This window comes from Sporosarcina sp. P37, from assembly GCF_002109365.1.
Lineage (GTDB): Bacteria > Bacillota > Bacilli > Bacillales_A > Planococcaceae > Sporosarcina.
On the sequence record NZ_CP015349.1, the window covers coordinates 2,085,256 to 2,104,810 of the forward strand.

General features: G+C 46.9%; 24 protein-coding genes and 1 riboswitch. Of the genes, 11 read left to right on the forward strand and 13 right to left on the reverse strand.

The window, feature by feature from the left end; translation table 11 throughout:
* Positions 1-103 precede the first annotated feature (103 nt).
* Genes SporoP37_RS10760 through SporoP37_RS10770 form a run of 3 tightly spaced genes read left to right on the forward strand, consistent with a single transcriptional unit; the run spans position 104 to position 3,168 of the window.
* Positions 104-1,396 carry a globin-coupled sensor protein gene (locus SporoP37_RS10760; protein ID WP_085430923.1) on the forward strand — a complete coding sequence of 431 codons (1,293 nt, stop codon included), beginning with the start codon at positions 104-106 and terminating at the stop codon, positions 1,394-1,396.
* Between the two features lie 17 nt (positions 1,397-1,413).
* Positions 1,414-2,484 carry an ABC transporter permease gene (locus SporoP37_RS10765; RefSeq protein WP_081243643.1) on the forward strand — a complete coding sequence of 357 codons (1,071 nt, stop codon included), beginning with the start codon at positions 1,414-1,416 and terminating at the stop codon, positions 2,482-2,484.
* A gap of 3 nt (positions 2,485-2,487) precedes the next feature.
* Positions 2,488-3,168: an ABC transporter ATP-binding protein gene (locus tag SporoP37_RS10770; protein ID WP_081243644.1), complete on the forward strand. Its 681-nt coding sequence runs from the start codon at positions 2,488-2,490 to the stop codon at positions 3,166-3,168.
* A gap of 373 nt (positions 3,169-3,541) precedes the next feature.
* On the opposite strand, the gene SporoP37_RS16955 is transcribed toward SporoP37_RS10770, so the two are convergent.
* The 8 genes from SporoP37_RS16955 to SporoP37_RS10805 form a co-directional block, all read right to left on the reverse strand.
* The gene (locus SporoP37_RS16955) at positions 3,542-3,688 is read right to left on the reverse strand and encodes a hypothetical protein (protein WP_157118630.1); all 147 of its coding nucleotides are present in this window, start codon (positions 3,686-3,688) and stop codon (positions 3,542-3,544) included.
* On the reverse strand, positions 3,685-4,701 hold the full coding sequence (locus tag SporoP37_RS10775) for a ThiF family adenylyltransferase (protein ID WP_085430924.1): 1,017 nt from the start codon (positions 4,699-4,701) through the stop codon (positions 3,685-3,687). Before SporoP37_RS10775 ends, SporoP37_RS16955 begins: the two co-directional genes overlap by 4 nt.
* Positions 4,698-5,471 carry a thiazole synthase gene (locus tag SporoP37_RS10780; protein ID WP_099662766.1) on the reverse strand — a complete coding sequence of 258 codons (774 nt, stop codon included), beginning with the start codon at positions 5,469-5,471 and terminating at the stop codon, positions 4,698-4,700. Before SporoP37_RS10780 ends, SporoP37_RS10775 begins: the two co-directional genes overlap by 4 nt.
* Positions 5,468-5,674, reverse strand: coding sequence for a sulfur carrier protein ThiS (thiS, locus tag SporoP37_RS10785; protein WP_085430926.1), 207 nt, complete (start codon positions 5,672-5,674; stop codon positions 5,468-5,470). The genes SporoP37_RS10780 and thiS overlap by 4 nt, the downstream gene beginning before the upstream one ends.
* A complete protein-coding gene (locus SporoP37_RS10790) occupies positions 5,658-6,269 on the reverse strand; it encodes a thiamine phosphate synthase (RefSeq protein WP_085431773.1) in 612 nt (203 codons plus the stop codon). The genes thiS and SporoP37_RS10790 overlap by 17 nt, the downstream gene beginning before the upstream one ends.
* Before the next feature lie 68 nt (positions 6,270-6,337).
* Positions 6,338-6,446, reverse strand: a riboswitch (TPP riboswitch).
* Between the two features lie 58 nt (positions 6,447-6,504).
* Positions 6,505-7,194, reverse strand: a complete 690-nt coding sequence (locus tag SporoP37_RS10795) for a Crp/Fnr family transcriptional regulator (RefSeq protein ID WP_085430927.1) — start codon at positions 7,192-7,194, stop codon at positions 6,505-6,507.
* On the reverse strand, positions 7,172-9,073 hold the full coding sequence (locus SporoP37_RS10800) for a heavy metal translocating P-type ATPase (protein WP_085430928.1): 1,902 nt from the start codon (positions 9,071-9,073) through the stop codon (positions 7,172-7,174). Before SporoP37_RS10800 ends, SporoP37_RS10795 begins: the two co-directional genes overlap by 23 nt.
* Positions 9,074-9,088: 15 nt before the next feature.
* Positions 9,089-9,310, reverse strand: a complete 222-nt coding sequence (locus tag SporoP37_RS10805) for a heavy-metal-associated domain-containing protein (protein WP_085430929.1) — start codon at positions 9,308-9,310, stop codon at positions 9,089-9,091.
* Positions 9,311-9,476: 166 nt separating this feature from the next.
* On the opposite strand from SporoP37_RS10805, the gene SporoP37_RS10810 reads away from it, so the two are divergent.
* The 4 genes from SporoP37_RS10810 (at position 9,477) to SporoP37_RS10825 (ending at position 13,044) form a co-directional block, all read left to right on the forward strand.
* Entirely contained in the window at positions 9,477-10,157 is a 681-nt protein-coding gene (locus SporoP37_RS10810; protein ID WP_085430930.1) for a phosphoribosylaminoimidazolesuccinocarboxamide synthase, read from the forward strand.
* A 610-nt stretch (positions 10,158-10,767) separates the two neighbouring features.
* Positions 10,768-11,292 carry a diaminobutyrate acetyltransferase gene (gene ectA / locus SporoP37_RS10815; protein ID WP_085430931.1) on the forward strand — a complete coding sequence of 175 codons (525 nt, stop codon included), beginning with the start codon at positions 10,768-10,770 and terminating at the stop codon, positions 11,290-11,292.
* 66 nt (positions 11,293-11,358) lie between these two features.
* A complete protein-coding gene (gene ectB / locus SporoP37_RS10820) occupies positions 11,359-12,639 on the forward strand; it encodes a diaminobutyrate--2-oxoglutarate transaminase (protein ID WP_085430932.1) in 1,281 nt (426 codons plus the stop codon).
* Between the two features lie 15 nt (positions 12,640-12,654).
* Positions 12,655-13,044, forward strand: a complete 390-nt coding sequence (locus tag SporoP37_RS10825; RefSeq protein WP_081243654.1) for an ectoine synthase — start codon at positions 12,655-12,657, stop codon at positions 13,042-13,044.
* 113 nt (positions 13,045-13,157) lie between these two features.
* Here the strand turns inward: SporoP37_RS10825 and SporoP37_RS16960 are convergent, their stop codons facing one another.
* Positions 13,158-13,349 carry a hypothetical protein gene (locus SporoP37_RS16960; RefSeq protein WP_143565469.1) on the reverse strand — a complete coding sequence of 64 codons (192 nt, stop codon included), beginning with the start codon at positions 13,347-13,349 and terminating at the stop codon, positions 13,158-13,160.
* Between the two features lie 168 nt (positions 13,350-13,517).
* Between SporoP37_RS16960 and SporoP37_RS10830 the strand changes: the two genes are divergently transcribed.
* A complete protein-coding gene (locus SporoP37_RS10830) occupies positions 13,518-14,114 on the forward strand; it encodes a superoxide dismutase family protein (protein WP_081243656.1) in 597 nt (198 codons plus the stop codon).
* 167 nt (positions 14,115-14,281) lie between these two features.
* On the opposite strand, the gene SporoP37_RS10835 is transcribed toward SporoP37_RS10830, so the two are convergent.
* The 3 genes from SporoP37_RS10835 to SporoP37_RS10845 all read right to left on the reverse strand — a co-directional run bounded on the left by SporoP37_RS10835 (position 14,282) and on the right by SporoP37_RS10845 (position 16,232).
* The gene (locus SporoP37_RS10835) at positions 14,282-14,572 is read right to left on the reverse strand and encodes a DUF2653 family protein (protein WP_081243657.1); all 291 of its coding nucleotides are present in this window, start codon (positions 14,570-14,572) and stop codon (positions 14,282-14,284) included.
* Positions 14,557-15,006, reverse strand: a complete 450-nt coding sequence (locus SporoP37_RS10840; protein ID WP_081243658.1) for a hypothetical protein — start codon at positions 15,004-15,006, stop codon at positions 14,557-14,559. Before SporoP37_RS10840 ends, SporoP37_RS10835 begins: the two co-directional genes overlap by 16 nt.
* 98 nt (positions 15,007-15,104) lie before the next feature.
* The gene (locus tag SporoP37_RS10845) at positions 15,105-16,232 is read right to left on the reverse strand and encodes a CAP domain-containing protein (protein ID WP_085430933.1); all 1,128 of its coding nucleotides are present in this window, start codon (positions 16,230-16,232) and stop codon (positions 15,105-15,107) included.
* A 119-nt stretch (positions 16,233-16,351) separates the two neighbouring features.
* On the opposite strand from SporoP37_RS10845, the gene SporoP37_RS17595 reads away from it, so the two are divergent.
* The 3 genes from SporoP37_RS17595 to SporoP37_RS16965 are packed head-to-tail and all read left to right on the forward strand — an operon-like array spanning position 16,352 to position 17,159.
* A complete protein-coding gene (locus SporoP37_RS17595; RefSeq protein WP_255414225.1) occupies positions 16,352-16,477 on the forward strand; it encodes a hypothetical protein in 126 nt (41 codons plus the stop codon).
* Between the two features lie 31 nt (positions 16,478-16,508).
* Complete coding sequence (locus SporoP37_RS10850) at positions 16,509-16,970, forward strand: hypothetical protein (RefSeq protein WP_085430934.1); 462 nt, start codon at positions 16,509-16,511, stop codon at positions 16,968-16,970.
* 21 nt (positions 16,971-16,991) lie between these two features.
* On the forward strand, positions 16,992-17,159 hold the full coding sequence (locus SporoP37_RS16965; protein WP_155961335.1) for a hypothetical protein: 168 nt from the start codon (positions 16,992-16,994) through the stop codon (positions 17,157-17,159).
* Positions 17,160-17,344: 185 nt separating this feature from the next.
* On the opposite strand, the gene SporoP37_RS10855 is transcribed toward SporoP37_RS16965, so the two are convergent.
* On the reverse strand, positions 17,345-19,495 hold the full coding sequence (locus tag SporoP37_RS10855) for an MMPL family transporter (protein WP_085430935.1): 2,151 nt from the start codon (positions 19,493-19,495) through the stop codon (positions 17,345-17,347).
* Between the last annotated feature and the right edge of the window lie 60 nt (positions 19,496-19,555).

Here is a 19,555-nt window from a genome sequence, read left to right on the forward strand (position 1 = left end):
CATATCTATGTATAATAGACTAAAACAAACGTTATACAAGGTATAAACAGATGAAGCGAACGGCAATTTATCTGTATTGGAAGAAGAAAAGGAGAATATCTATATGTGGATCACTAAAAAACGTAAACCGGCATCACTTATCCAATCTATTTCTTCTGTCCCTGTCAAATTGCAAATCTCCTCGAAGGAAGTGCAGCTGCAGCTGGACGCCATTCAGTTAAGAGAGCGTGACCTGCAGTTGCTGCGTGCATTGAAAGAGCCAATGAACGACCGAATTGATGAAATTGTAAAAGCATTCTACGCGAGTGTGACGGCAGTTCCTGAATTGTCTCAAATGATCAACAAACACAGCACGACAGATTATTTAAGCAAAACGCTCGCAGTTCACCTTGGCGGACTATTTGAGGGAGTAATTGATGAAGCGTATATAGAGAACCGCAGTAAAGTAGCGAAATCTCATTTGCGGATCGGTCTGGAACCGAAATGGTACATCGCGGCGTTCGAAAACCTTCATATTACGATGCTTGAAATTTTATTTGATTTGGAATTGGAGCGCCATGAAGAACAGAAAATGATTGCGGCATTAAGTAAAATCTTGAACTTCGAGAAACAGCTCGTACTGGAAGCGTTTGAGAAAAGCATGAATGAGGAAATCCGTGCAAATCAGCAGGCGGTGAAAGACAGTGTGAAACAGCAAATTGGCAGTATTGCGCTGAAAATCGAAGAGAAATCTGAGTCCACGTATTCTGTTGTCAGTGAGTTGATTGAACAGTCCGCGGAGCTCGACGGAAAAATCCAGGAAAGTATTGTGCGCTCCAAATCATCTGCGAATCAGGCGCAATCCGGAATTGACCAGATGACGCAGATGGTCCTGACATCGGAAACAATCGTCAAAGAAACAAAAGGCATGGCGGAACTGATTGAAGAACTGAATCGCGCTTCCATTCAGATAGAAGAGGTGGTGCAGCTGGTAAAGTCGATTGCCGATCAGACAAATCTGTTGGCGCTGAACTCGGCTATAGAAGCAGCGCGCGCAGGGGTGCACGGCAAAGGATTTGCTGTTGTGGCGGATGAAGTGCGCAATTTAGCCGATCAGACAAAGCGTTCGACTGATAATATTGCGCAGCTCGTTGCCGGATCCAAAGCGAAGACCCGGGCGGTTCATGATGCAATCGAAAATGTTACGAAGTTTGCAGATATAGGAATGAAGGAAACGGAAATGTCGAAGGAAACATTCCAGAGCATCACAGATACAGTCCGTTTGACAATTGATGATATTCAGCACTTCTCTGATCATATGAATAGTCTGCAAGAAGTTGTCACATCAATCGGCGGCGTATCAAAAGAAGTAGTTTCAACATCTTACGAGCTGGAAGAAGCAATTGAAGTCCTATAAAAGGAAGTGAATAGTATATGTTTTTGGCCTGGAGCGAAATCAAGAAAAATAAATTACGATTTTTATTGATTACATCAATTTTGCTGCTCGTGTCATTCCTCGTGTTCTTCCTGTCGGGTCTTGCCAATGGATTGGCGAGCATGAACAGGGAAGCAGTGGATGCATGGGGCGGCGATGCGATTGTACTGACTGAGGAGTCTGATAAGAGTTTGTATGAATCTGCGCTGGATAAACAATTGGCGGATGAACTCGGTGCGAAAGAAACCGCGGTTGTCAGCCAAATGGGTGCTATCGCAAACAACGGCGAAACGAAGCAGAACGTTATGCTATTCGGTATTGATAAAGAAGAATTCGTCAAACCCGAAGTCAGCGAAGGCGACCCGACATTTTACGTGCAAAACGGTGTTGTGGCATCTGACGTGCTGAAAGATGAAGGATTTAAAATCGGCGACACATTGGAATTATCTTCTTCCGATACAGAGCTGACGATTGTCGGCTTCACGAAAAAGGCGCGGTTCAATGCATCACCGATCCTGTATATGAAATTGAATGATATGCAGAAAATCAAATACGGCGATGCCTACAGTATGAATAAGAACCTAGTCAATGCGGTTATCGTCAGAGACAAAGACTGGAAGGACCTATCATTGCCTGACAATACGGAAATCATTGAAACTGAGATATTCATTGAGAATCTGCCGGGTTATACGGAACAAAATTTGACGCTGACGTATATGATCTACTTCCTGTTCGTCATTTCCGCTGCGATTGTCGCGATTTTCCTCTACGTCTTGACCGTGCAGAAAATCAGCATGTTCGGGTTGATGAAAGCACAAGGAATTTCGAGCACGTACTTGGCAAAGTCAGTCGTTGCGCAAACATTCATCCTAGCGCTGATCGGTGTTGTCGTCGGTTTCGGTCTGACATTGCTTGCAGGAAGCTTCCTGCCAAGTGCGGTGCCTGTGATGTTTGATATCCCGACGATGGTCATTTATGGCTTCATTTTGATAGCAGTGGCGATAATGGGAGCTGTCATTTCGGTTTGGACGATTATCCGAATTGATCCGCTCGAAGCGATAGGAGGGTAAGCGATGGTATTAGAATTACGGCGCGCGAAAAAGACTTTCGGTGAAGGCAATACGCTGGTTGAAGCTATGAAAGAAACTAATTTCATCGTAGAACGGGGCGAACTGGTCGCAGTCATCGGTCCGTCTGGTTCGGGAAAAAGCACGTTCCTGACAGTGGCGGGCGGACTGCAGACACCAAGCGAAGGCGAGGTCATCATTAACGGCAATGAATTGTCGAAGCTCAATGAAAAGCAGCGATCCAAAGTCCGTCTGCAGGAAATCGGCTTTATTTTGCAGGCATCCAACCTTGTGCCGTTCCTGACAGTCGATGAACAGCTTGAATTGCTGAATAAAGTGAAAAAGAATAATATGTCAAAAGACGAGCAGCGCAAACTGTATGAAGATCTGGGCATCACGAAGCTGCATAAGAACTATCCGTCTGATTTATCGGGAGGGGAGCGGCAGCGCGTTGCGATTGCCAAGGCGCTGTTCAGCAAACCGTCTATCCTTCTAGCGGATGAGCCGACTGCTTCACTCGACTCTGACCGGGCGTTTGAGGTCATGGAAATCTTACGCAATGAAACAAAATCCAATCAGACAGCGACGATTGTGGTGACACATGATATCCGATTGATTAAATATGTGGATAAAGTATACAAAATGACTGACGGCGTACTTGCGCTTGATGATACGGTTTATGAATAAAATAAATGCTCCAGACGGCCAAGAGTCATGGCAGTCTGGAGCATTTTTATTGTCTGTTTTTTGTGTGGCGCTCATGAAGTCATGTTAAGCGCTCAATGAGGTTTGGCAAGCGCTCATGGAGTCAGGTTAAGCGCTCAATGAGGTTTGGCAAGCGCTCATGAAGTCATGTTAAGCACTCAATGAGGTTTGGCAAGCGCTCATGAAGTCACGTTAAGCGCTCAATGAGGTTTGGCAAGCGCTCATGAAGTCAGGTTAAGCGCTCAATGAGGTTTGGCAAGCGCTCATGAAGTCAGGTTAAGCACTCAATGAGGTTTGGCAAGCGCTCATGAAGTCACGTTAAGCGCTCAATGAGGTTTGGCAAGCGCTCATGAAGTCACGTTAAGCGCTCAATGAGGTTTCTCAAGCGCTCATAAAGCCTGGTTAAGCGCTCAATGAGGCCTCGCAAGCGCTCATAAAGTCCCGCCGCGCGCTCAACACACTCCCTCAAGCGCTCATAGCCGCCCGTCAACCGCTCATTCACCCCAATAATCCCGCCGCGATTTTCCTTGCGGCCGTGACATCTTTCGTGCCGTGAACGAGCATGCGGCCGTCACGGAAAAGTACGAGCCGGCTGCCGTTATATTCGCAAGACACTAAATAAGGGTTCTGTTTCAAATTAGAGACGATACCCTGAATGGATTCTGCGAATGAAACAAGCTCCACTTGACGATCTTTCGGCCATGTCAGCTGAACCGTATCACGCCCGCAGAGTACAGCGGTGCGGACAACTTCCCGGGCGGACAAATAAGGATACGCGGGATGTGCGGAACAGCTCGGGCACTCAGGCTTCTTCATGCTTTGCACATTCATCGCTGCACGTTCCCCGGTCCATAAGTCCACGGATTCGAGGCGCGGTTCCATTGTTGCGCCTGTCATGCATTTCATCAGTTCTGCTGTTTGACGTGCAGCTGTTGTGACGACAATCGGTGCAATGACGCCAACGGTATCACAAGTTAAAGATTGCGGCGGCAAGGCTTCAAGCAGACAGTGCAGGCAGGGTTCGTCTTCTTTGACGCCAATCGGAAATGTCAGGCCGTAGCTTCCGACGCATGCACCCATGAAGAAGGGGATCCCTAATTGAAGAGCTGCGTCATTTGCCAGAAGGCGAGTCTCGATATTATCGGTGCCGTCCAAGATGAACTGATGGCCTTCGAATAACTCGAGAACATTTTCAGGCGTCACATCGGCGACAATGCCGCGAATTTTCACATCACTATTAATGGCACGCAATCGGCTTTCGGCTGCAATCGCTTTCGGCAATTGATAAATGACATCCTGTTCTGTATACAATTGCTGGCGGTGGAGGTTGGTCCATTCCAAAATATCCCGATCGACAATCGTCAGTTCACCGATGCCCGCGCGGACAAGCATTTCAGCACCCGCTGAACCGAGCGCGCCTGCGCCGAGAACAAATACTTTCGCTTCACGGATGCGCTGCTGACCGACCGGCCCGATCGGCGCAAACAGTTCCTGCCGTGAGTATTTCCCGATCAATTGGTTACAAGTCCTTCAATTGGACTGCTTGCGACGCCGTAATCACGTTCCGGCATGCGTCCCGCCTTATAACCGAGACGCCCCGCTTCAATCGCCAACTTCATTGCTTCTGCCATCATGACAGGGTTTGCCGCTTCCGACACTGCCGTGTTCAGCAATACACCGTCAGCCCCCAGTTCCATTGCGTATGCCGCGTCTTTCGGAGAGCCGATGCCTGCATCAACGATGACGGGAACATTTGACTGTTCAATGATAAGAGACAGATTCAGCGGATTCAAAATGCCTTTGCCCGAACCGATTGGTGCAGCACCAGGCATAACCGCATGGACCCCTAATTCACAGAGCTTTCTGGCGAGCGCCACATCATCTGACGTATAAGGCAATACAATAAAACCTTCGTCCAGCAACATTTCAGACGCGCGCAATGTCTCGACAGGATCAGGCAGCAATGAACGGCTGCAGCCGATAATTTCCACTTTCACCATGTCACATAGTCCGGAAGCTTTCGCCAGCCGTGCAATATGCACTGCTTCTTCCGCGGTGCTTGCGCCTGCCGTGTTCGGAAGAAGCGTGTAGCGCGTTAAATCCAACTGCTCCAGGAAATTCGGCTGTGATGCTTCAAAAATATCCATTCTGCGAACAGCAAACGTCAAAATATCGGCTTCCGATACAGCCACTGCCTGCTTTTGTACGTTAAATGAAGGGTATTTGCCTGTTCCTAATAATAAACGTGAAGAGAATTTCTTGTCTGCAATTTGTAACATCTTTATCCGCCTCCTACAAAATGTATGATTTCAATTTGGTCTCTGTCCATGATCGGTGCATCGTAGCTGTCTTTCTGCAAAATTTCTTTATTCTGCTCTACTATCAAAATGCGGTCACTGAGTTCCAGATGCGTAAGCAGCTGCTGGACCGTTTCCACTTCCGGCACAACGGAATAAGACTTTCCGTTCAAATCAATGATCTTCTTCATTAGCTATCTCTCCTTTTTCAACTGCCGTCCGATAACTCCGTAATGCGTCTGATGAGCGCATAGGGGATAATAATGCAGCGCCAGCCACATGATGCCGCTGCAGATCTGTCAGATGATGCGGATGGATTCCGCCGATCGCATACACCGGAATAGTACACGCCGACGCGATTTCAAATAATTCCTTCGTGCCGCGCGGAGGCAGCCCGGGTTTTGATGCAGTCTCGTAAACATGTCCATAGAGCAGCCAATCTGCCCCGTTTTGCTCCATTTGCAGTGCCTCATGCAGGGAATGTACCGAGCAGCCGAATGAAATATTCGGATAATCCCGTTGTGCATCTGTGACAGACAGTCCATAACCAGTCAGCTGAACCCGCGGGACAGACAACATACTTGCCAAACTCGGTCTGGCATGAATGATAAGTTTAGCAAGCGGGAAATTCCTGTCCTTCAGACGTATTATCAAATCAGTCAACTGTTCATCTGTCTTGGACTTTTCGCGCAGAATCACAGCGTCAAGGTACGGCTCGGCCTGCTGTAAATTCTTCAGCAGCTCATCGTTCGTAAGACAGTCTCCGGTAACGCCAATTAACTTCATGCGGTCCACTCCAATAAAAAACCACTTCCCGAATCGGAAAGTGGTGGATGTGTCGACAGAAATAGATACGATGCGACGTGCCACTTCCCTCCGCAGGTTCTAACCTGTTCAGGTAATAAGGGTTTCAGAGCCACACTCTTTTCTCAGTCCTTGTAAAGGATTCCCCTAATGGTCAAAATATTTTGTTTTTCTCATCTAGCATATCATTTACATTCCTTAATGAAAAGGGCTTCTTTTATACTAGCAATAACTTATCCAAATCGAGAATATGCACAGTTTTCGTGCCGGACTGCCGGATCCAGCCCGAATCTTCAAAAAAGCTTAATTTTCGGCTGATCGTTTCAGGCGTCGTGCCGATATGGGAAGCCAAGTCTTTGCGGCTCATCGGCAGTTCCACCGTCAGTTGCTGCTGCTCTTCTGATAAATCTGCCAAGTACAGGGCGAGCCGTGTCTCGGCGGATTCCATTCCAATCCGTGCGGCCCGCTGTTCTGTACCTGCCAGTCGATGAGAAAACTCTTCCAGCATTTTCAATGAAATCGCAGGGTGCTCTTGCAGAAGCTTCTGCATTTGATCGCGTCCAATAATGCATAATTCCGCAGGCTCAAGCGTTTCTGCATAAGCGTCATGCGGTTTGGCGTCAAATAGTGACAGTTCGCCTGTGAAATCACCGGGCTCTAAAATACGCACTAATTGTTCTTTGCCGTTTTCCGACAGGCGGTAAATTTTGATCCGGCCTTTATGCAAAATATATAATCCTTGTGGATGGTCGCCTTCCCGGTAAATAGTTGCACCGCGTGAGTGGGACGCGCTGTGTGCAAGTTCTACAATGCGGTCCATCTGCTGCTCTTCCAGATGATTAAACAAAGGCACCCGGGACACGCAGGAATAGTAGGGCATAGGGTCATCGTGCTGGTGCTGATTCATTCGCTTTCACCTCATTTTGATGTCGGTTAGATGGTTTATCACTAGTATACCGTATTAACCGAATTGCGTTCAGGATCACCAGAAGCACACTTGCTTCATGGATGAGCATGCCTGACGCCAAGAAGACTTTACCGAAAAGCACACCAATGAGCAGCAAGAATACTGTGCCGACTGCGAAGAATGTGTTTTGCTTCATATTTCTAACAGTCGCTTTCGATAATGCATAGGCGTGAGAGAATTGGTCGAGACGGTCGGCCATCAAGACGATGTCTGCTGTCTCCATGGAAATGTCCGTTCCGCCTTCACCCATCGCCAGTCCGATATCTGCCGCAGCAATTGCTGGTGCATCGTTAATTCCGTCACCTGCCATGGCAACCCGGTAACCTTGTTCTTTCAATTTTGAAACGGCTGCCACTTTATCTTCGGGCAACAGTTCAGCATGCACTTGATCAAGCCCCAGCTGTTCGCCGACGAGACGGGCGGTATGCACATTATCGCCTGTCAGCATGATCATTTGCTTGATGCCGTTCTTCCGGAGCTTGGCCAGTGCAGCTTCTGCTTCCGGCCGAATTTGATCCGCAATAGAAATAATGCCTGCAATTTCATTTCCAACACTGATGAATACGGCAGTATTACCTGCTTTTTCGCGCTGGGCTGCATAAGCCTCTATTTCCGGATGAATGACTGTACCTTGCGATTCCATCAATTTACGATTACCTGCGGCAAGCTGCTTACCTTCTACTTTGGCGGAAATTCCATTGCCTTTGATCACTTCTGTGTTTTGAGCTTTGTGCTGCAATTGAATGAATCGTTTCTTTGCTTCCCGGACAATGGCCTGACCTAAATGATGCTCTGACATGAATTCAGCTTCCGCTGTGAGGCGCAGCAGCTCATCTTTATCCATATTCCAGCTATGGATATCTGTAACGCCAGGGCGTCCTTTCGTCAATGTGCCTGTTTTGTCGAAGACGACGGTATCAATTTTGGCTAATTGCTCCATTACGTCGCCGCCTTTAATGAGTGCCCCGTGACGCGCGCCGTTACCAATTCCCGCCACAATAGAGACGGGTGCGGATATGACGAGAGCACCCGGACAGGCAATAACCAGGAATGTCAGTGTCATTTCGATATTTCGTGTGAACAGATAAACGACAATCGACAGAATGACGATGGAAGGTGTGTAGATATTGGCGAAACGCTCCAGAAACTTTTCGGTTTTAGATTTGGCTTCCTGCGCTTCTTCGACCAGCTCAATAATACGGGCGAATGCAGTATCGTCGCCGATGCGTTCTGCCAGCACTTCAATATAGCCATGATCGATCAATGTACCGCTGAATACTTGATCATCCAGCGTTTTAGAAGCGGGGACCGACTCTCCTGTAATTGCTGCTTCGTTAATAGATGCGGTACCTGAAATAATCGGGCCGTCGACTGGAATTTTTTCGCCTGAGCGGACAATGACCCGGTCACCGGGCTCCACTTCTTCCACTGGAATCGTTACCCATTCACCGCCGCGCCAAACACTTGCATCAAGCGGCGCCAGATCAGTAAGGGATTTGAGAGAGGAGCGGGTTTTCTCCATCGTGCGAATTTCCAGCAGTGCGCCGAATAAAAACAGGAAAGTGACCGCGGCGGATTCTACATATTCACCGATGAAGAGCGCCCCGATCACCGCAATGGTGACGAGAAGCTCAATGCTGAAAGCTTTCATGCGAATAGCTTTCCATGCCTTGATCGCGATTGGAGTTCCGGCGATAAACGTGGCAGCAATCAGTGTAATCTGACGGGCCTCGTGCCAGCCTGCGAAGTGCAGAATAATGGCAGCTCCAAGTAATATCGCGGAAAGGGACGTAATACGAACCGTTTGTTTGGCATTCATTGGAATACCTCCTTGTTATGAAATCTTTTTGCTGAGCACAGGGTAACCGAGATTTTCAATCAGTGCCTGCAAGTCATCAGCAGTGATAATGGATTCGTCAAACTCTACTCGGATTTTACTCGAGTGGAATAAAACCTTTACTTGCTGTACGCCTTTCGCACGGGATAGTGCACCTTCAATTTTTTTGATACATGACGGACAACTGAATGGCTCCATTAAAAATACAACTTTTTTCATTACTCTCATCCTTTTGGTTTGTATTTGTTAACTTAAGTATAGGACGTTTTTATATATGCCGCCTTGACGCCAATCAAGTTTAGACAATCAGGACTTTTTCTTCTTGCCGAAGTGCTTTATACTGAATAGGTAGTACAACATTTATGAATAGAGGAGAATCGTACGGATGAAATTAACCTATTCTGGTAAAACGAAAGACGTCTATCAGCTGGAAGACGGCCACGTGCTATTGAAATTCAAGGATGATGTAACAGGGGAAGACGGTGTATTCGATCCGGGTGCCAACACAGTGGGACTGACGATTGAAGGAGCCGGGAAATCCGGTCTTCGCATGACGCAGTACTTTTTTGAGAAATTGGCGGAGCAGAACGTGCCTACACACTACATCGGTGCTGATCTTGATGAAGTGACGATGACAGTGAAGCCTGCTACGGTCTTTGGTAAAGGATTAGAAGTGATTTGCCGATACCGTGCGGTCGGAAGTTTCTTGCGCAGATACGGTGCGTACTGTGAAGAAGGACAAGTATTGAATGCATTTGTGGAAGTGACGCTCAAGGACGATGAACGTCTAGATCCGCCGATATCTGAAGACGCTTTGGCACAGCTACATATTTTGACGCATGAGGAATATGCGACGCTAAAAGAATTGACTCAGCAAATTTCTGAGGTAGTGCGTTCGGAGATGGCGGAAAAAGGTTTGGAACTGTATGATATCAAACTGGAATTCGGCCGGGATCCTGAAAGAAATATTATGTTGATTGATGAGATTTCGGGAGGAAATATGCGTGTTTATAAAGGTGACACGTATATCGAACCGATGGAATTAGAAAAGATATTATTTTCATAAATTACAACCGGAAACGAAAAACGTTTCCGGTTTTTTTAATTCCGCTTCAGGCTATAAGCTGACTGACCTGGCGAGGTTTTACTTTTTCATTAAATAAATGAAATTATATATTTACTGTTGACAACGTTTTCAGAGTTATCTATAATAACAACCAGTGTCAGAGGAGACACATAGTTTGCTTCTTCGCCAGTGTGTGAACGTTGGCTGGATGAATGCGTATGGCAGTAAATTCAAGATAATGAAAGTGTCTTTCATATCAGCGAATCAATAGTAATCATGCTGTTTTCATGAACAAAAGCTCTCCGCTTTTGTATAGGCGCTCTTTTTTGCTCTTCATACCGCAAGGCAGAAAGTTAGCACCCAAATAGCCTGCACGAATCTCCATTTGGCTTTTCTACGTAAGTATCCTTGCTATATCCGCCAGATTTCTCATTCGGAATCTGCCGAGTGCTTATGCTCGGTCTTTAAAAACCTCACAGACAATAATTATTCAGTGAACCAATTTAGTATTGCCGCGTTCCCTGGCAGAGAAGCGACTTTACATCCCAGATATTTGCAGATAGTGAAAATTTGTGCATACGCACAAGACAGGACTTGGAGGAGAAACTGTTTGGATAAAAATCAGAAGGTTTCGATTGCAGTACTGAACCGCGATGACTCCTACTCATTCCGTATCCCGACTGTGGAAGATGGAAAGTTCATCTGGCAGCTTATTAAGGATACGCAGGTTCTCGATCTGAATTCTTCTTACAGCTATTTGCTGTGGGCAGATAAATTCAGCGAAACGAGTATTATCGTGGAGGAAGATGGCAAGCTCGTCGGCTTCATTTCCGGATTTATTCAGCCGAAAGCCCAAGACACATTGTTTATCTGGCAAGTGGCGGTCGATGAATCAGCACGGGGCAAGCGGTTGGCATCCCGTATGCTGCACGCTATTTTGCAGAGTGATGCATGTCGGAATATTCGGTATTTGGAGGCGACAGTGACACCGTCCAATATCCCGTCTGCCAAGCTGTTTAAAGGGCTGGCACGTGATTTGCAGACAGAATGCACAATTACGGAAGGCTACACGGAAGATCAATTTCCTGGAGGCGGACACGAATCAGAAGAACTGTTCCGTATCGGTCCATTCTGAGCAACTGGCCGGCTGCCGCAATTGACACAGGAAAATACAGAAATTTAATGGAGGAATTAATTACAAATGGTACTGACCAAAAGTCAGCAGGTAATGGAAGTATTCGAAAATCATGAGTCGCAAGTGAGAAGTTACAGCAGAAGTTTCCCGACAGTATTCAAAAAAGCAAAAGGCTATAAGATGTGGGACACGGAAGGTAAAGAGTATATCGATTTCTTTGCCGGTGCCGGTGCTTTGAACTACGGCCATAACAACGACAAGATGAAAGAAAAACTAATTGAGTATATTCAGGACGACGGCATTGCGCATAGTCTGGATATGGGTACGACAGTGCGAAAAGAGTTTCTTGAACGATTTAACGAAGTGATCTTGCAGCCGAGAAACATGAACTACAAAGTAATGTTTCCAGGGCCCACTGGAACGAATACGGTCGAAAGTGCATTGAAGGTCGCCCGCAAAGCAACGGGACGCCAGAATGTAGTCAGCTTTACGAACGGCTTCCATGGCATGACGCTCGGTGCATTGTCTGTCACAGGCAATTCATACAACCGGGCAGGCGCTGGCGTACCGCTTACTAACACCACATCTATGCCGTTCGACACGTTTTTAGACGAAGGCCAGTCGCTGAACTATTTGAAAAAGTATCTGGCTGACGCGAGCAGTGGTTTGGATCTGCCCGCTGCGATGATTGTGGAAACGGTACAAGGGGAGGGCGGCATCAATCCCGCAAGCTTTGAGTGGCTGCGTGAAATTGAGCGCCTCTGCAAAAATTACGATATCTTACTGATTGTCGATGATGTGCAGGCAGGCTGCGGCCGGACTGGAACCTTCTTCAGTTTTGAACCGGCTGGCATCAAGCCCGACGTTGTCTGTCTTTCGAAATCCATTGGCGGCTATGGACTGCCGTTAGCATTAACGCTGATCAAACCGGAATATGATAAATTCGGACCGGCTGAGCATAACGGAACATTCCGCGGAAATAATATGGCGATTTTGACAGCAACAGAAGCGTTATCGTACTGGGAAACAGATGAATTCGCTAAATCGGTACAAGAAAAATCCAAGCTTATCACCGAACGCATGGAGACAATCGTCGAAGATTATCCGCAGCTGAAAGCAACAACCCGAGGACGCGGTTTCATGCAGGGAATTGTCTGTGGTGAAGGCAAAGAAGATTACGCGGATAAAATTTGCGCGAAAGCATTTGAAAAAGGTTTAATCATTGAAACATCAGGACCAGAAGGGGAAGTCGTCAAATTCCTCGGTTCGTTAATCATGGATGAAAAAGGGATTCACAAAGGATTCGATATTCTGGAAGAAGCGATTGAAGAAGTCGTTCACAACTAAGGGAGAGAATAACCATTGATCGTACGTACAATAGATGAAATCATAGGCAGTGAAAATGAAACGAAAGCAGAAACATGGGCAAGCCGCCGTTTCTTGCTGAAGAAAGACAATATGGGATTCTCGTTCCACGAAACGATTATCTACGCAGGCACAGAAACACATATTCATTACCAAAACCACTTGGAAGCAGTGTATTGCGTCGCAGGAGACGGAGAGATTGAAACTGTGGCAGACGGCAAAGTCTATCCGATTAAAGACGGTACGATGTATGCGCTGAACGAACACGATGAGCATTACTTGCGTGGAGGAAGAGAAGACATGCGCCTGATCTGTGTCTTCAACCCGCCGGTAGTCGGAACAGAAACACACGACGAAAACGGCGTGTATCCGCTGATTGAAGACTGAATTGAAAATATGAACGCTCCGGGGCTTATGCTTCGGAGTGTTTTTTTTATGCTGGATGTGTTGGACGCAGTGGAGCGCTCAATAGGGCTTCGCGAACGCTCTAACCTCTTGTTCTAGCGCTCAATGAGACTTGGTATCCGCTCATAATCCCCGTCCCAGCGCTCAATGAGGCTTCGCGTCCGCTCATACCCTCCGTCCCAGCGCTCAATGAGGCTTCGCGTCCGCTCATACCCTCCGTCCCAGCGCTCAATGAGGCCCCGCATCCGCTCTACCTCCTCGCCTAAGCGCTCAATGAGACTTCGCATCCGCTCTAACCCCCCGTCCAACCGCTCAATCAACCTTCGCCGCCGTTCATAAACATTACACAATCACATGTTAGAAAACGTTAAATGTGGGTACAGTAGATACTATGAGTTCATCCTAATGGGTAATGAACAATACTAAAAGTAGCTTATAAGGGGAGGAGTTCAACTATGTGGAAATTATCGAGTATGGTATTAGGGGCTGCGCTGCTGACGGCGGCTTGCGGAAGTGCGTCGGAGGATGAGAAAGTTCCGGTCAATGAAAATGAAGAAACGCCGGTGGAGCAAGAAAATGCGGCTGAACCAGAAATTACGGCGCCTGTCATGAATGTGGACGGCGAAGAAATTGGAACTGTGACATTGACTGAAGGGCCAACTGGAGTGGCGATGGATCTTGATGTAACTGGTCTTGAGCCAGGGGAACACGGCATGCATTTCCATGAAACGGGCGTCTGTACAGCACCAGACTTCAAAGCGTCTGCAGGCGGTCACTTTAACCCGACCGGCAAACAGCACGGAATGGACAATCCTGAAGGGCATCATGCAGGAGACTTGGAAAATATCGTGGCTGATGAAGACGGAAACGCAAAAGTTAGTATCACTGCGGAAGAAGTAACATTGGAATCAGGAAAAGAAAATTCATTGCTGGATGAAGACGGGTCGGCATTGATCATCCATGAAGGTGCAGATGATTATAAAACGGATCCGGCAGGCGATTCAGGATCACCGTTCGCATGTGCAGAGATTACATCTGAGAATATGAAATAATAATGAATAAAAAAGGATGTCCCCGAAGTTCTCAGGGCATCCTTTTTTGCGCACGGCTGTAGCGTTAGATCTGCTTCCGTCCGTTTGAATGAAGCATAAATCCTAACATCCGGCATTTTCTTTATGACAATAAAAAGAACACCCTCCGGAAAAGAGTGTTCTGCTGATTATCGTACAATTGCGATAATCCCTTCTTCATCATCCAGCTTTAACTGGATGCCTGCTGCCATCGGATCCTGATCGAGGTACTGCTCGATCCAAAGGCGAAGCGCTTCGACGAGACGGGAGGTAGTTAAATGATGCATCTTGCCGTTAAGCTCGGCCTCTGCTGAAAACCCGGTGTCGTCATCGTAAGCAAGTTCGACTTCTACGTCGTCAGGCATTGCCCGTGATTCTTTAGCGATCAATACACACACTGCATTGGCTACGTCTTGTTCGTAAATTATCTGTTGTTCCATTGATTCATATCCTCATTGCGTTTACGCTCTTTCTCTTTGAAGATCGCAAAAATCTTCCGTACCATATAGATGATGAAAACAATCGCAAGTACGTTAATCAATAAGCCCATAATGGAACCAAGGATACCCATATTTGCAAACAGGCTGCCGAATAACAGACCCGCAAGTCCGCCGACGAATAGGCCCTTCATCAAGCCGCCGCCCATTCCGCCTGGCTTTTTGGCAGTATTGCCTGCAGTGGCTTTATCGTTGTTTTGATTTGTATCCTGTTTCTTTTCTGCTTTATTTGGCTGTACACGGTTCGGTGTACTGAAGCTTTTCTTACCGGATTTGTAGCCGCGCGCTTCCGCAGTGATTTCATCCTGAAAAATGATGTTCCCGATCGGCGACAAAATTAATGACGCGGCCAGGAAAAATGCAGCAATTTTTTTCAATTGATAGTCTCCTTTAAAGCTGTAATGAAGGTCTTTACTGTACAAAAGCCCTTCACTCTATTTTACCGGATTACTTGCTGTAATGAAAGGAAATCCCCTTATTTTGCGAAGAAGTTTTCCGTGTAAAATGGCTGTTCTTTGTCATTGAAATCCACGCCGATTCCAAGGAACTGATAATCGCGTATCAGAATGTTTTCCCGGTGACCTTTCGAATTCATCAGCCCTTCATGAGCGAAAATACTGCTTGATTGGCCATAAGCCAAGTTTTCACCAGCGCTGACGAACTTGACCCCTTGCTTCTTCATTCGGTCAAAAGGGGATTCCCCTTTTAAGTTTTCGTGGCTGAAATAATCCTGTACGGCCATATCCGTACTGTGAAGACGAGCGGTTTCAGAAGCCAGCTGATCCCACGTAAGAATCGAGCGTCCGTGACGCACCCGTGCGGCATTCGTCAAATCGAAAAGCTGCATTTCAAAGCCTTTGCGCATTGCATCATTCTTTGGTGCGTAAAGCGCAGTTTTACCTTGTTCCAAACGATCCGAAATCAGCTGCACCGCAGTAACGGCAGTATCCTTATGCAAATCATAAAAGACGTACATATAAATACCGTCTGAATGAAAAACGTCCATTCCTTCATCGTCCTGGAGCTTATAAATATTCGTTCCTTTGCGTATTTCTGAAATCGGTTCGCCGAGGCTTTCTCGGATCTTCGCTTTTGGCACACCATATTCGATGCCGATCGATGAGGCGATCAGCCGGTCATTAGTGTAAATTGCATTGACACGGCGTTTGACATCGTATGAAAGCATGATGAAGTTCTGGTAGTTTTCATGGAAGGTCAGCCATTCCGTGCCGTATTCATTGACAGACGTACGCACTGGATCGCCCAGTTTCTCCTTCACCTCTGCTTCTGACGTGCCGATTTCGATATTATGGATGGAAATAATGCCAGTTGCGGGCGCTTCCAGTTCCGGCTGGGCGACTTCATCCGGCGGACTGCTTCCGGCGGCTTTCTCAGAAACATATGAAATTATATTGGTAATTGATTGTTTTGTATAATCAAGCGCAGATTCAACTGCTTCCTCGTTGAGAACTGTTTCCACCTTCGCATCAAGCGGATCGAGAAACGATAAATCCACGTAGTTCGATACCGGATCTTCCCAGTATGGCTTGAATGCGTAGACAATCACTGCGAGAAAAAGTAATTGAAAAAGGCGTTTTATCATGTGACACCCACTCCTCTATCATATTATACTCTGTTTACCCTCCGGCAATACAGCGGGAACTATTAATTGTTGAAAATTAACGTCCAGAGATGCGCGAAAAAGGGTATACTTAAAAAAGAATGGAAAGTCTGGAAGGAGTGGATGGTATGTTCGGCGGTGTGAGCAGTGTACCTTCCTGGTTTTATATAGTAGCATTTGCAGTTGTCATACTGCTTGTACTGTTTATGGAATGGAAAACGAGATAACAGATTAATTTAAGCAGAAAGAAGGAAAACCATGTTAACATTTGAGGAGAAACAACAGATTATAGAAGAATTTCCAGAGCTAGTGAAAAAAGAAGTATCAATGAAACGGCTGAACTATCATTATGAAGAGTCATTATATGATAAAACCGTCGTTGTACAGCATTTGCACCCGAATGGCAACGCATTTGTCTACGTAGCGGATGTGGAAGGGTACGAAGCGGATGACCGCGGTCTGGTCAATGTGCGGGAATTCACAGCGGATGAATTGCGTGCTGTGATCCGTGCAGCGATTGAAGGGTTGGCGACAGAAGTGCAGGAAGCGGACCCGATTGCTGAAACATGGCAAAATTCCAATGGCCAGAAGCTGACACTTCTCGAGGAAGACGGTTTCTTTAACATCTACCACGAAGCAAATCTGGAAGAAGGCTTTGGAGATTATTCGGAAGCGGCAAGCTATCTGAAAGAAGAAGGCTTTGCAGTCAAAACGAAATAATAGCAATAGGGGTGAAGTTGAATGAAGGGTAAGACAGTTGCAATTGGTCTCGTGATCATGCTGATTATCGTCGTCGCGGCTATCATTCTCATGGTACAGGCCACATTCAGAAATAATCCTGTACAGAAAAATCATCAATCAATGGACAACCAGCCCTACACCGAAACCGGTACATTCGGCTGGCAATAAATATAACGAACTGTCCGGAATATCCCAAAGCGGGGTGTTCCGGACAGTTTTTTGTTTGGAGAAGTTTTGCTGTGTGCGTTGGAGCAGGGGGAGGGCGCATCAAGGCTGTCCCGCATCGTCCCATCACACACCACAAAAAAACGCCCAAAGTCCAGTCAACTGACCAAACTCTGAGCGGCTCCATCTTATTTATTCGAATAATGCTTCGGATTGTTTGAACGATACAAACCTTTGCCGAACGGCAGCCACCAGTTCCATTTACCGAACAGCTTCATTAAACTTGGGACCAGCAACAAGCGAATGATTGTCGCATCGATTGCCACAGCTATCGCAATGCCGACGCCGATTTGCTTGACCGGCATGACGTCCGTGAATGCGAATGCACCTGTCAGAACGATCATGATGAGGGCGGCGGATGTGATCACTTTACTCGTTGTCGCGAGCCCCTCCACGGTAGATTTATCATTATCGAATGACTGCGCGAATTCCTCCTGCATTCTGGAAATAAGGAACACTTCGTAATCCATGCTCAAGCCGAATACCAGACTAAAGACAATGACCGGGATAATGAGCGCCACCGTGCCGGGATTTAATCCGAAATGGCCATACTGGAATATATAAACAAGTATGCCGAACGTTGCAGACAGCCCGAGAATATTCATCAGAATCGCTTTCACTGGAATGATGAATGAACGGAAAGCAAACATTAGAATGAAAAACGTAGAAACGATGATAATCAGCAATACATAAACGATATGACCTGCAATTTCATCGAAAATCTCCTGATTGAACCGAGGTTCCCCGCCAAGCAGAAGGTCAAAGCCGGTATCTTTGTCAGACCAGTCGCGGACCCAATCCTGTGCTTCATTGGAACTGCCGTCAGCTGCGAGTGTGACCGGGATGAGCAGACGGTTGCCGCTGTCCGTAAAGTTTTTTAGCACCGGATTGAGCTGATCGTACATTTGCGGGATGCGCAATGTCTGCTCCCACTGGGTGACGTCATCCAAACCGCTGATTGTAAAAATGGTTGATACGTTCTTAACCAGCGCATCGCCGGTCAATTGATTCTGCAGCGTCAGCATATCCGTCAGACCTTCTGTTGTCTTCCAGCTGCCGTCGCGTTCTGCGATCAGAAAGACGGTGCTTTCATCTCCCAGTCCGAATTCATCTTCCATCTTCTCGAAAGCCAACCGGGTATCGAATGAGTCCGGCAATGAATCAATCTGCGGTATCGTCAATTCCATGTTCTTTACTGGAATTACTGCGATTGCAAGCAGCACGAACGCTGCAGCCGCAATTGTTACCGGACGTTTCATCACGCTGTGAGCGAATTTTCGCCAGCCGTTCGCATCTTCACCGCGCTCTTTTAACAAGCGTCCCTTGTGGATCCGTCCGCCAAGCATCAGCAGCACGGCAGGCAATAAAGTAAGTGACGAAATGACTGCCATCCCGACGACGATCATGCCGCCGAGTGCAATATTCCCGAAAATATCCACTTTGATCAGCAGCATTGCGCCTAAGCCGATAAAGACACAAATCGCAGAGAAGATAATCGAACGTCCGGCCGTGCAAATCGTCATGATGACAGATTCCACAGTACTGCGCTTTTTCAGCTCCTCACGATACCGGCTGATGAATAATAACGCAAAGTCGATACTGAGTGCGAGGCCGAGCATCGGTACGATATTCAGCACGAAAATCGACAAATCAACGGTGTTGCCGAGCAATGCCAGGATCCCGAGTGAAGATACGACAGTGCCGATTCCGACAATCAGCGGAACGAATGAGGCAACGACTGTGCCGAAAGCAAACAGCAGGACGACAATGGCAATAGGTAAACCAATAGCCTCAGCCGTCATCAAATCACGCTGGCTCGCCACGTTGACGTCGTGTTCAAATGCTCCGCCGCCGGTAAGGGTAATACCTGATTCGCCATGAATGGTTTCGCGGATATCTTCTACGGCTTGCGGCATATTATCCGGAGCTTCATTAAAATGGAGCAGGGCATAAGACAGCTTATTGGTATACTGTGCTTTTTCTGTCAGCGGTGAAACGGTCTCAGATACGATGTCAAGTGCATCCAGTCTGTCAAGGGCGGATTGAATTTCATTGTCCGATTTTCCGTCGAATACTAGAAATAATGATTCTGCCGGCAATCCAAAGTCTTCGGAGACGATTTTCATAACCTGTTCATGTTCGCCGTCTACACGGAATCCATCACCCGCAAGCAAGCCGGGAAGCTGAATAGCAAAATAGGTCATTGCGCCAAACAGGAAGATCCAGAAGGCGAAAATCCATTTATATGAACGGGTCACAAACTTAGCGAAGCTGCGCAAAATAATTCCTCCTCGAGTGATATAGGAAACGATCAATAAGTAGTTCTATGCCTATCATAA

What these genes read in the sequence shown, in the direction of transcription:
- SporoP37_RS10760 (WP_085430923.1), top strand. Translation starts at nt 104, where the DNA reads ATGTGGATCACTAAAAAACGTAAACCGGCATCACTTATCCAATCTATT.
- SporoP37_RS10765 (WP_081243643.1), top strand. Translation starts at nt 1,414, where the DNA reads ATGTTTTTGGCCTGGAGCGAAATCAAGAAAAATAAATTACGATTTTTA.
- SporoP37_RS10770 (WP_081243644.1), top strand. Translation starts at nt 2,488, where the DNA reads ATGGTATTAGAATTACGGCGCGCGAAAAAGACTTTCGGTGAAGGCAAT.
- thiS (WP_085430926.1), bottom strand. Translation starts at nt 5,674, where the DNA reads ATGAAGAAGATCATTGATTTGAACGGAAAGTCTTATTCCGTTGTGCCG.
- SporoP37_RS10790 (WP_085431773.1), bottom strand. Translation starts at nt 6,269, where the DNA reads ATGAAGTTAATTGGCGTTACCGGAGACTGTCTTACGAACGATGAGCTG.
- SporoP37_RS10795 (WP_085430927.1), bottom strand. Translation starts at nt 7,194, where the DNA reads ATGAATCAGCACCAGCACGATGACCCTATGCCCTACTATTCCTGCGTG.
- SporoP37_RS10800 (WP_085430928.1), bottom strand. Translation starts at nt 9,073, where the DNA reads ATGAATGCCAAACAAACGGTTCGTATTACGTCCCTTTCCGCGATATTA.
- SporoP37_RS10805 (WP_085430929.1), bottom strand. Translation starts at nt 9,310, where the DNA reads ATGAAAAAAGTTGTATTTTTAATGGAGCCATTCAGTTGTCCGTCATGT.
- SporoP37_RS10810 (WP_085430930.1), top strand. Translation starts at nt 9,477, where the DNA reads ATGAAATTAACCTATTCTGGTAAAACGAAAGACGTCTATCAGCTGGAA.
- ectB (WP_085430932.1), top strand. Translation starts at nt 11,359, where the DNA reads ATGGTACTGACCAAAAGTCAGCAGGTAATGGAAGTATTCGAAAATCAT.
- SporoP37_RS16960 (WP_143565469.1), bottom strand. Translation starts at nt 13,349, where the DNA reads ATGCGAAGTCTCATTGAGCGCTTAGGCGAGGAGGTAGAGCGGATGCGG.
- SporoP37_RS10830 (WP_081243656.1), top strand. Translation starts at nt 13,518, where the DNA reads ATGTGGAAATTATCGAGTATGGTATTAGGGGCTGCGCTGCTGACGGCG.
- SporoP37_RS10835 (WP_081243657.1), bottom strand. Translation starts at nt 14,572, where the DNA reads ATGGAACAACAGATAATTTACGAACAAGACGTAGCCAATGCAGTGTGT.
- SporoP37_RS10845 (WP_085430933.1), bottom strand. Translation starts at nt 16,232, where the DNA reads ATGATAAAACGCCTTTTTCAATTACTTTTTCTCGCAGTGATTGTCTAC.
- SporoP37_RS17595 (WP_255414225.1), top strand. Translation starts at nt 16,352, where the DNA reads ATGGAAAGTCTGGAAGGAGTGGATGGTATGTTCGGCGGTGTGAGCAGT.
- SporoP37_RS10850 (WP_085430934.1), top strand. Translation starts at nt 16,509, where the DNA reads ATGTTAACATTTGAGGAGAAACAACAGATTATAGAAGAATTTCCAGAG.
- SporoP37_RS16965 (WP_155961335.1), top strand. Translation starts at nt 16,992, where the DNA reads ATGAAGGGTAAGACAGTTGCAATTGGTCTCGTGATCATGCTGATTATC.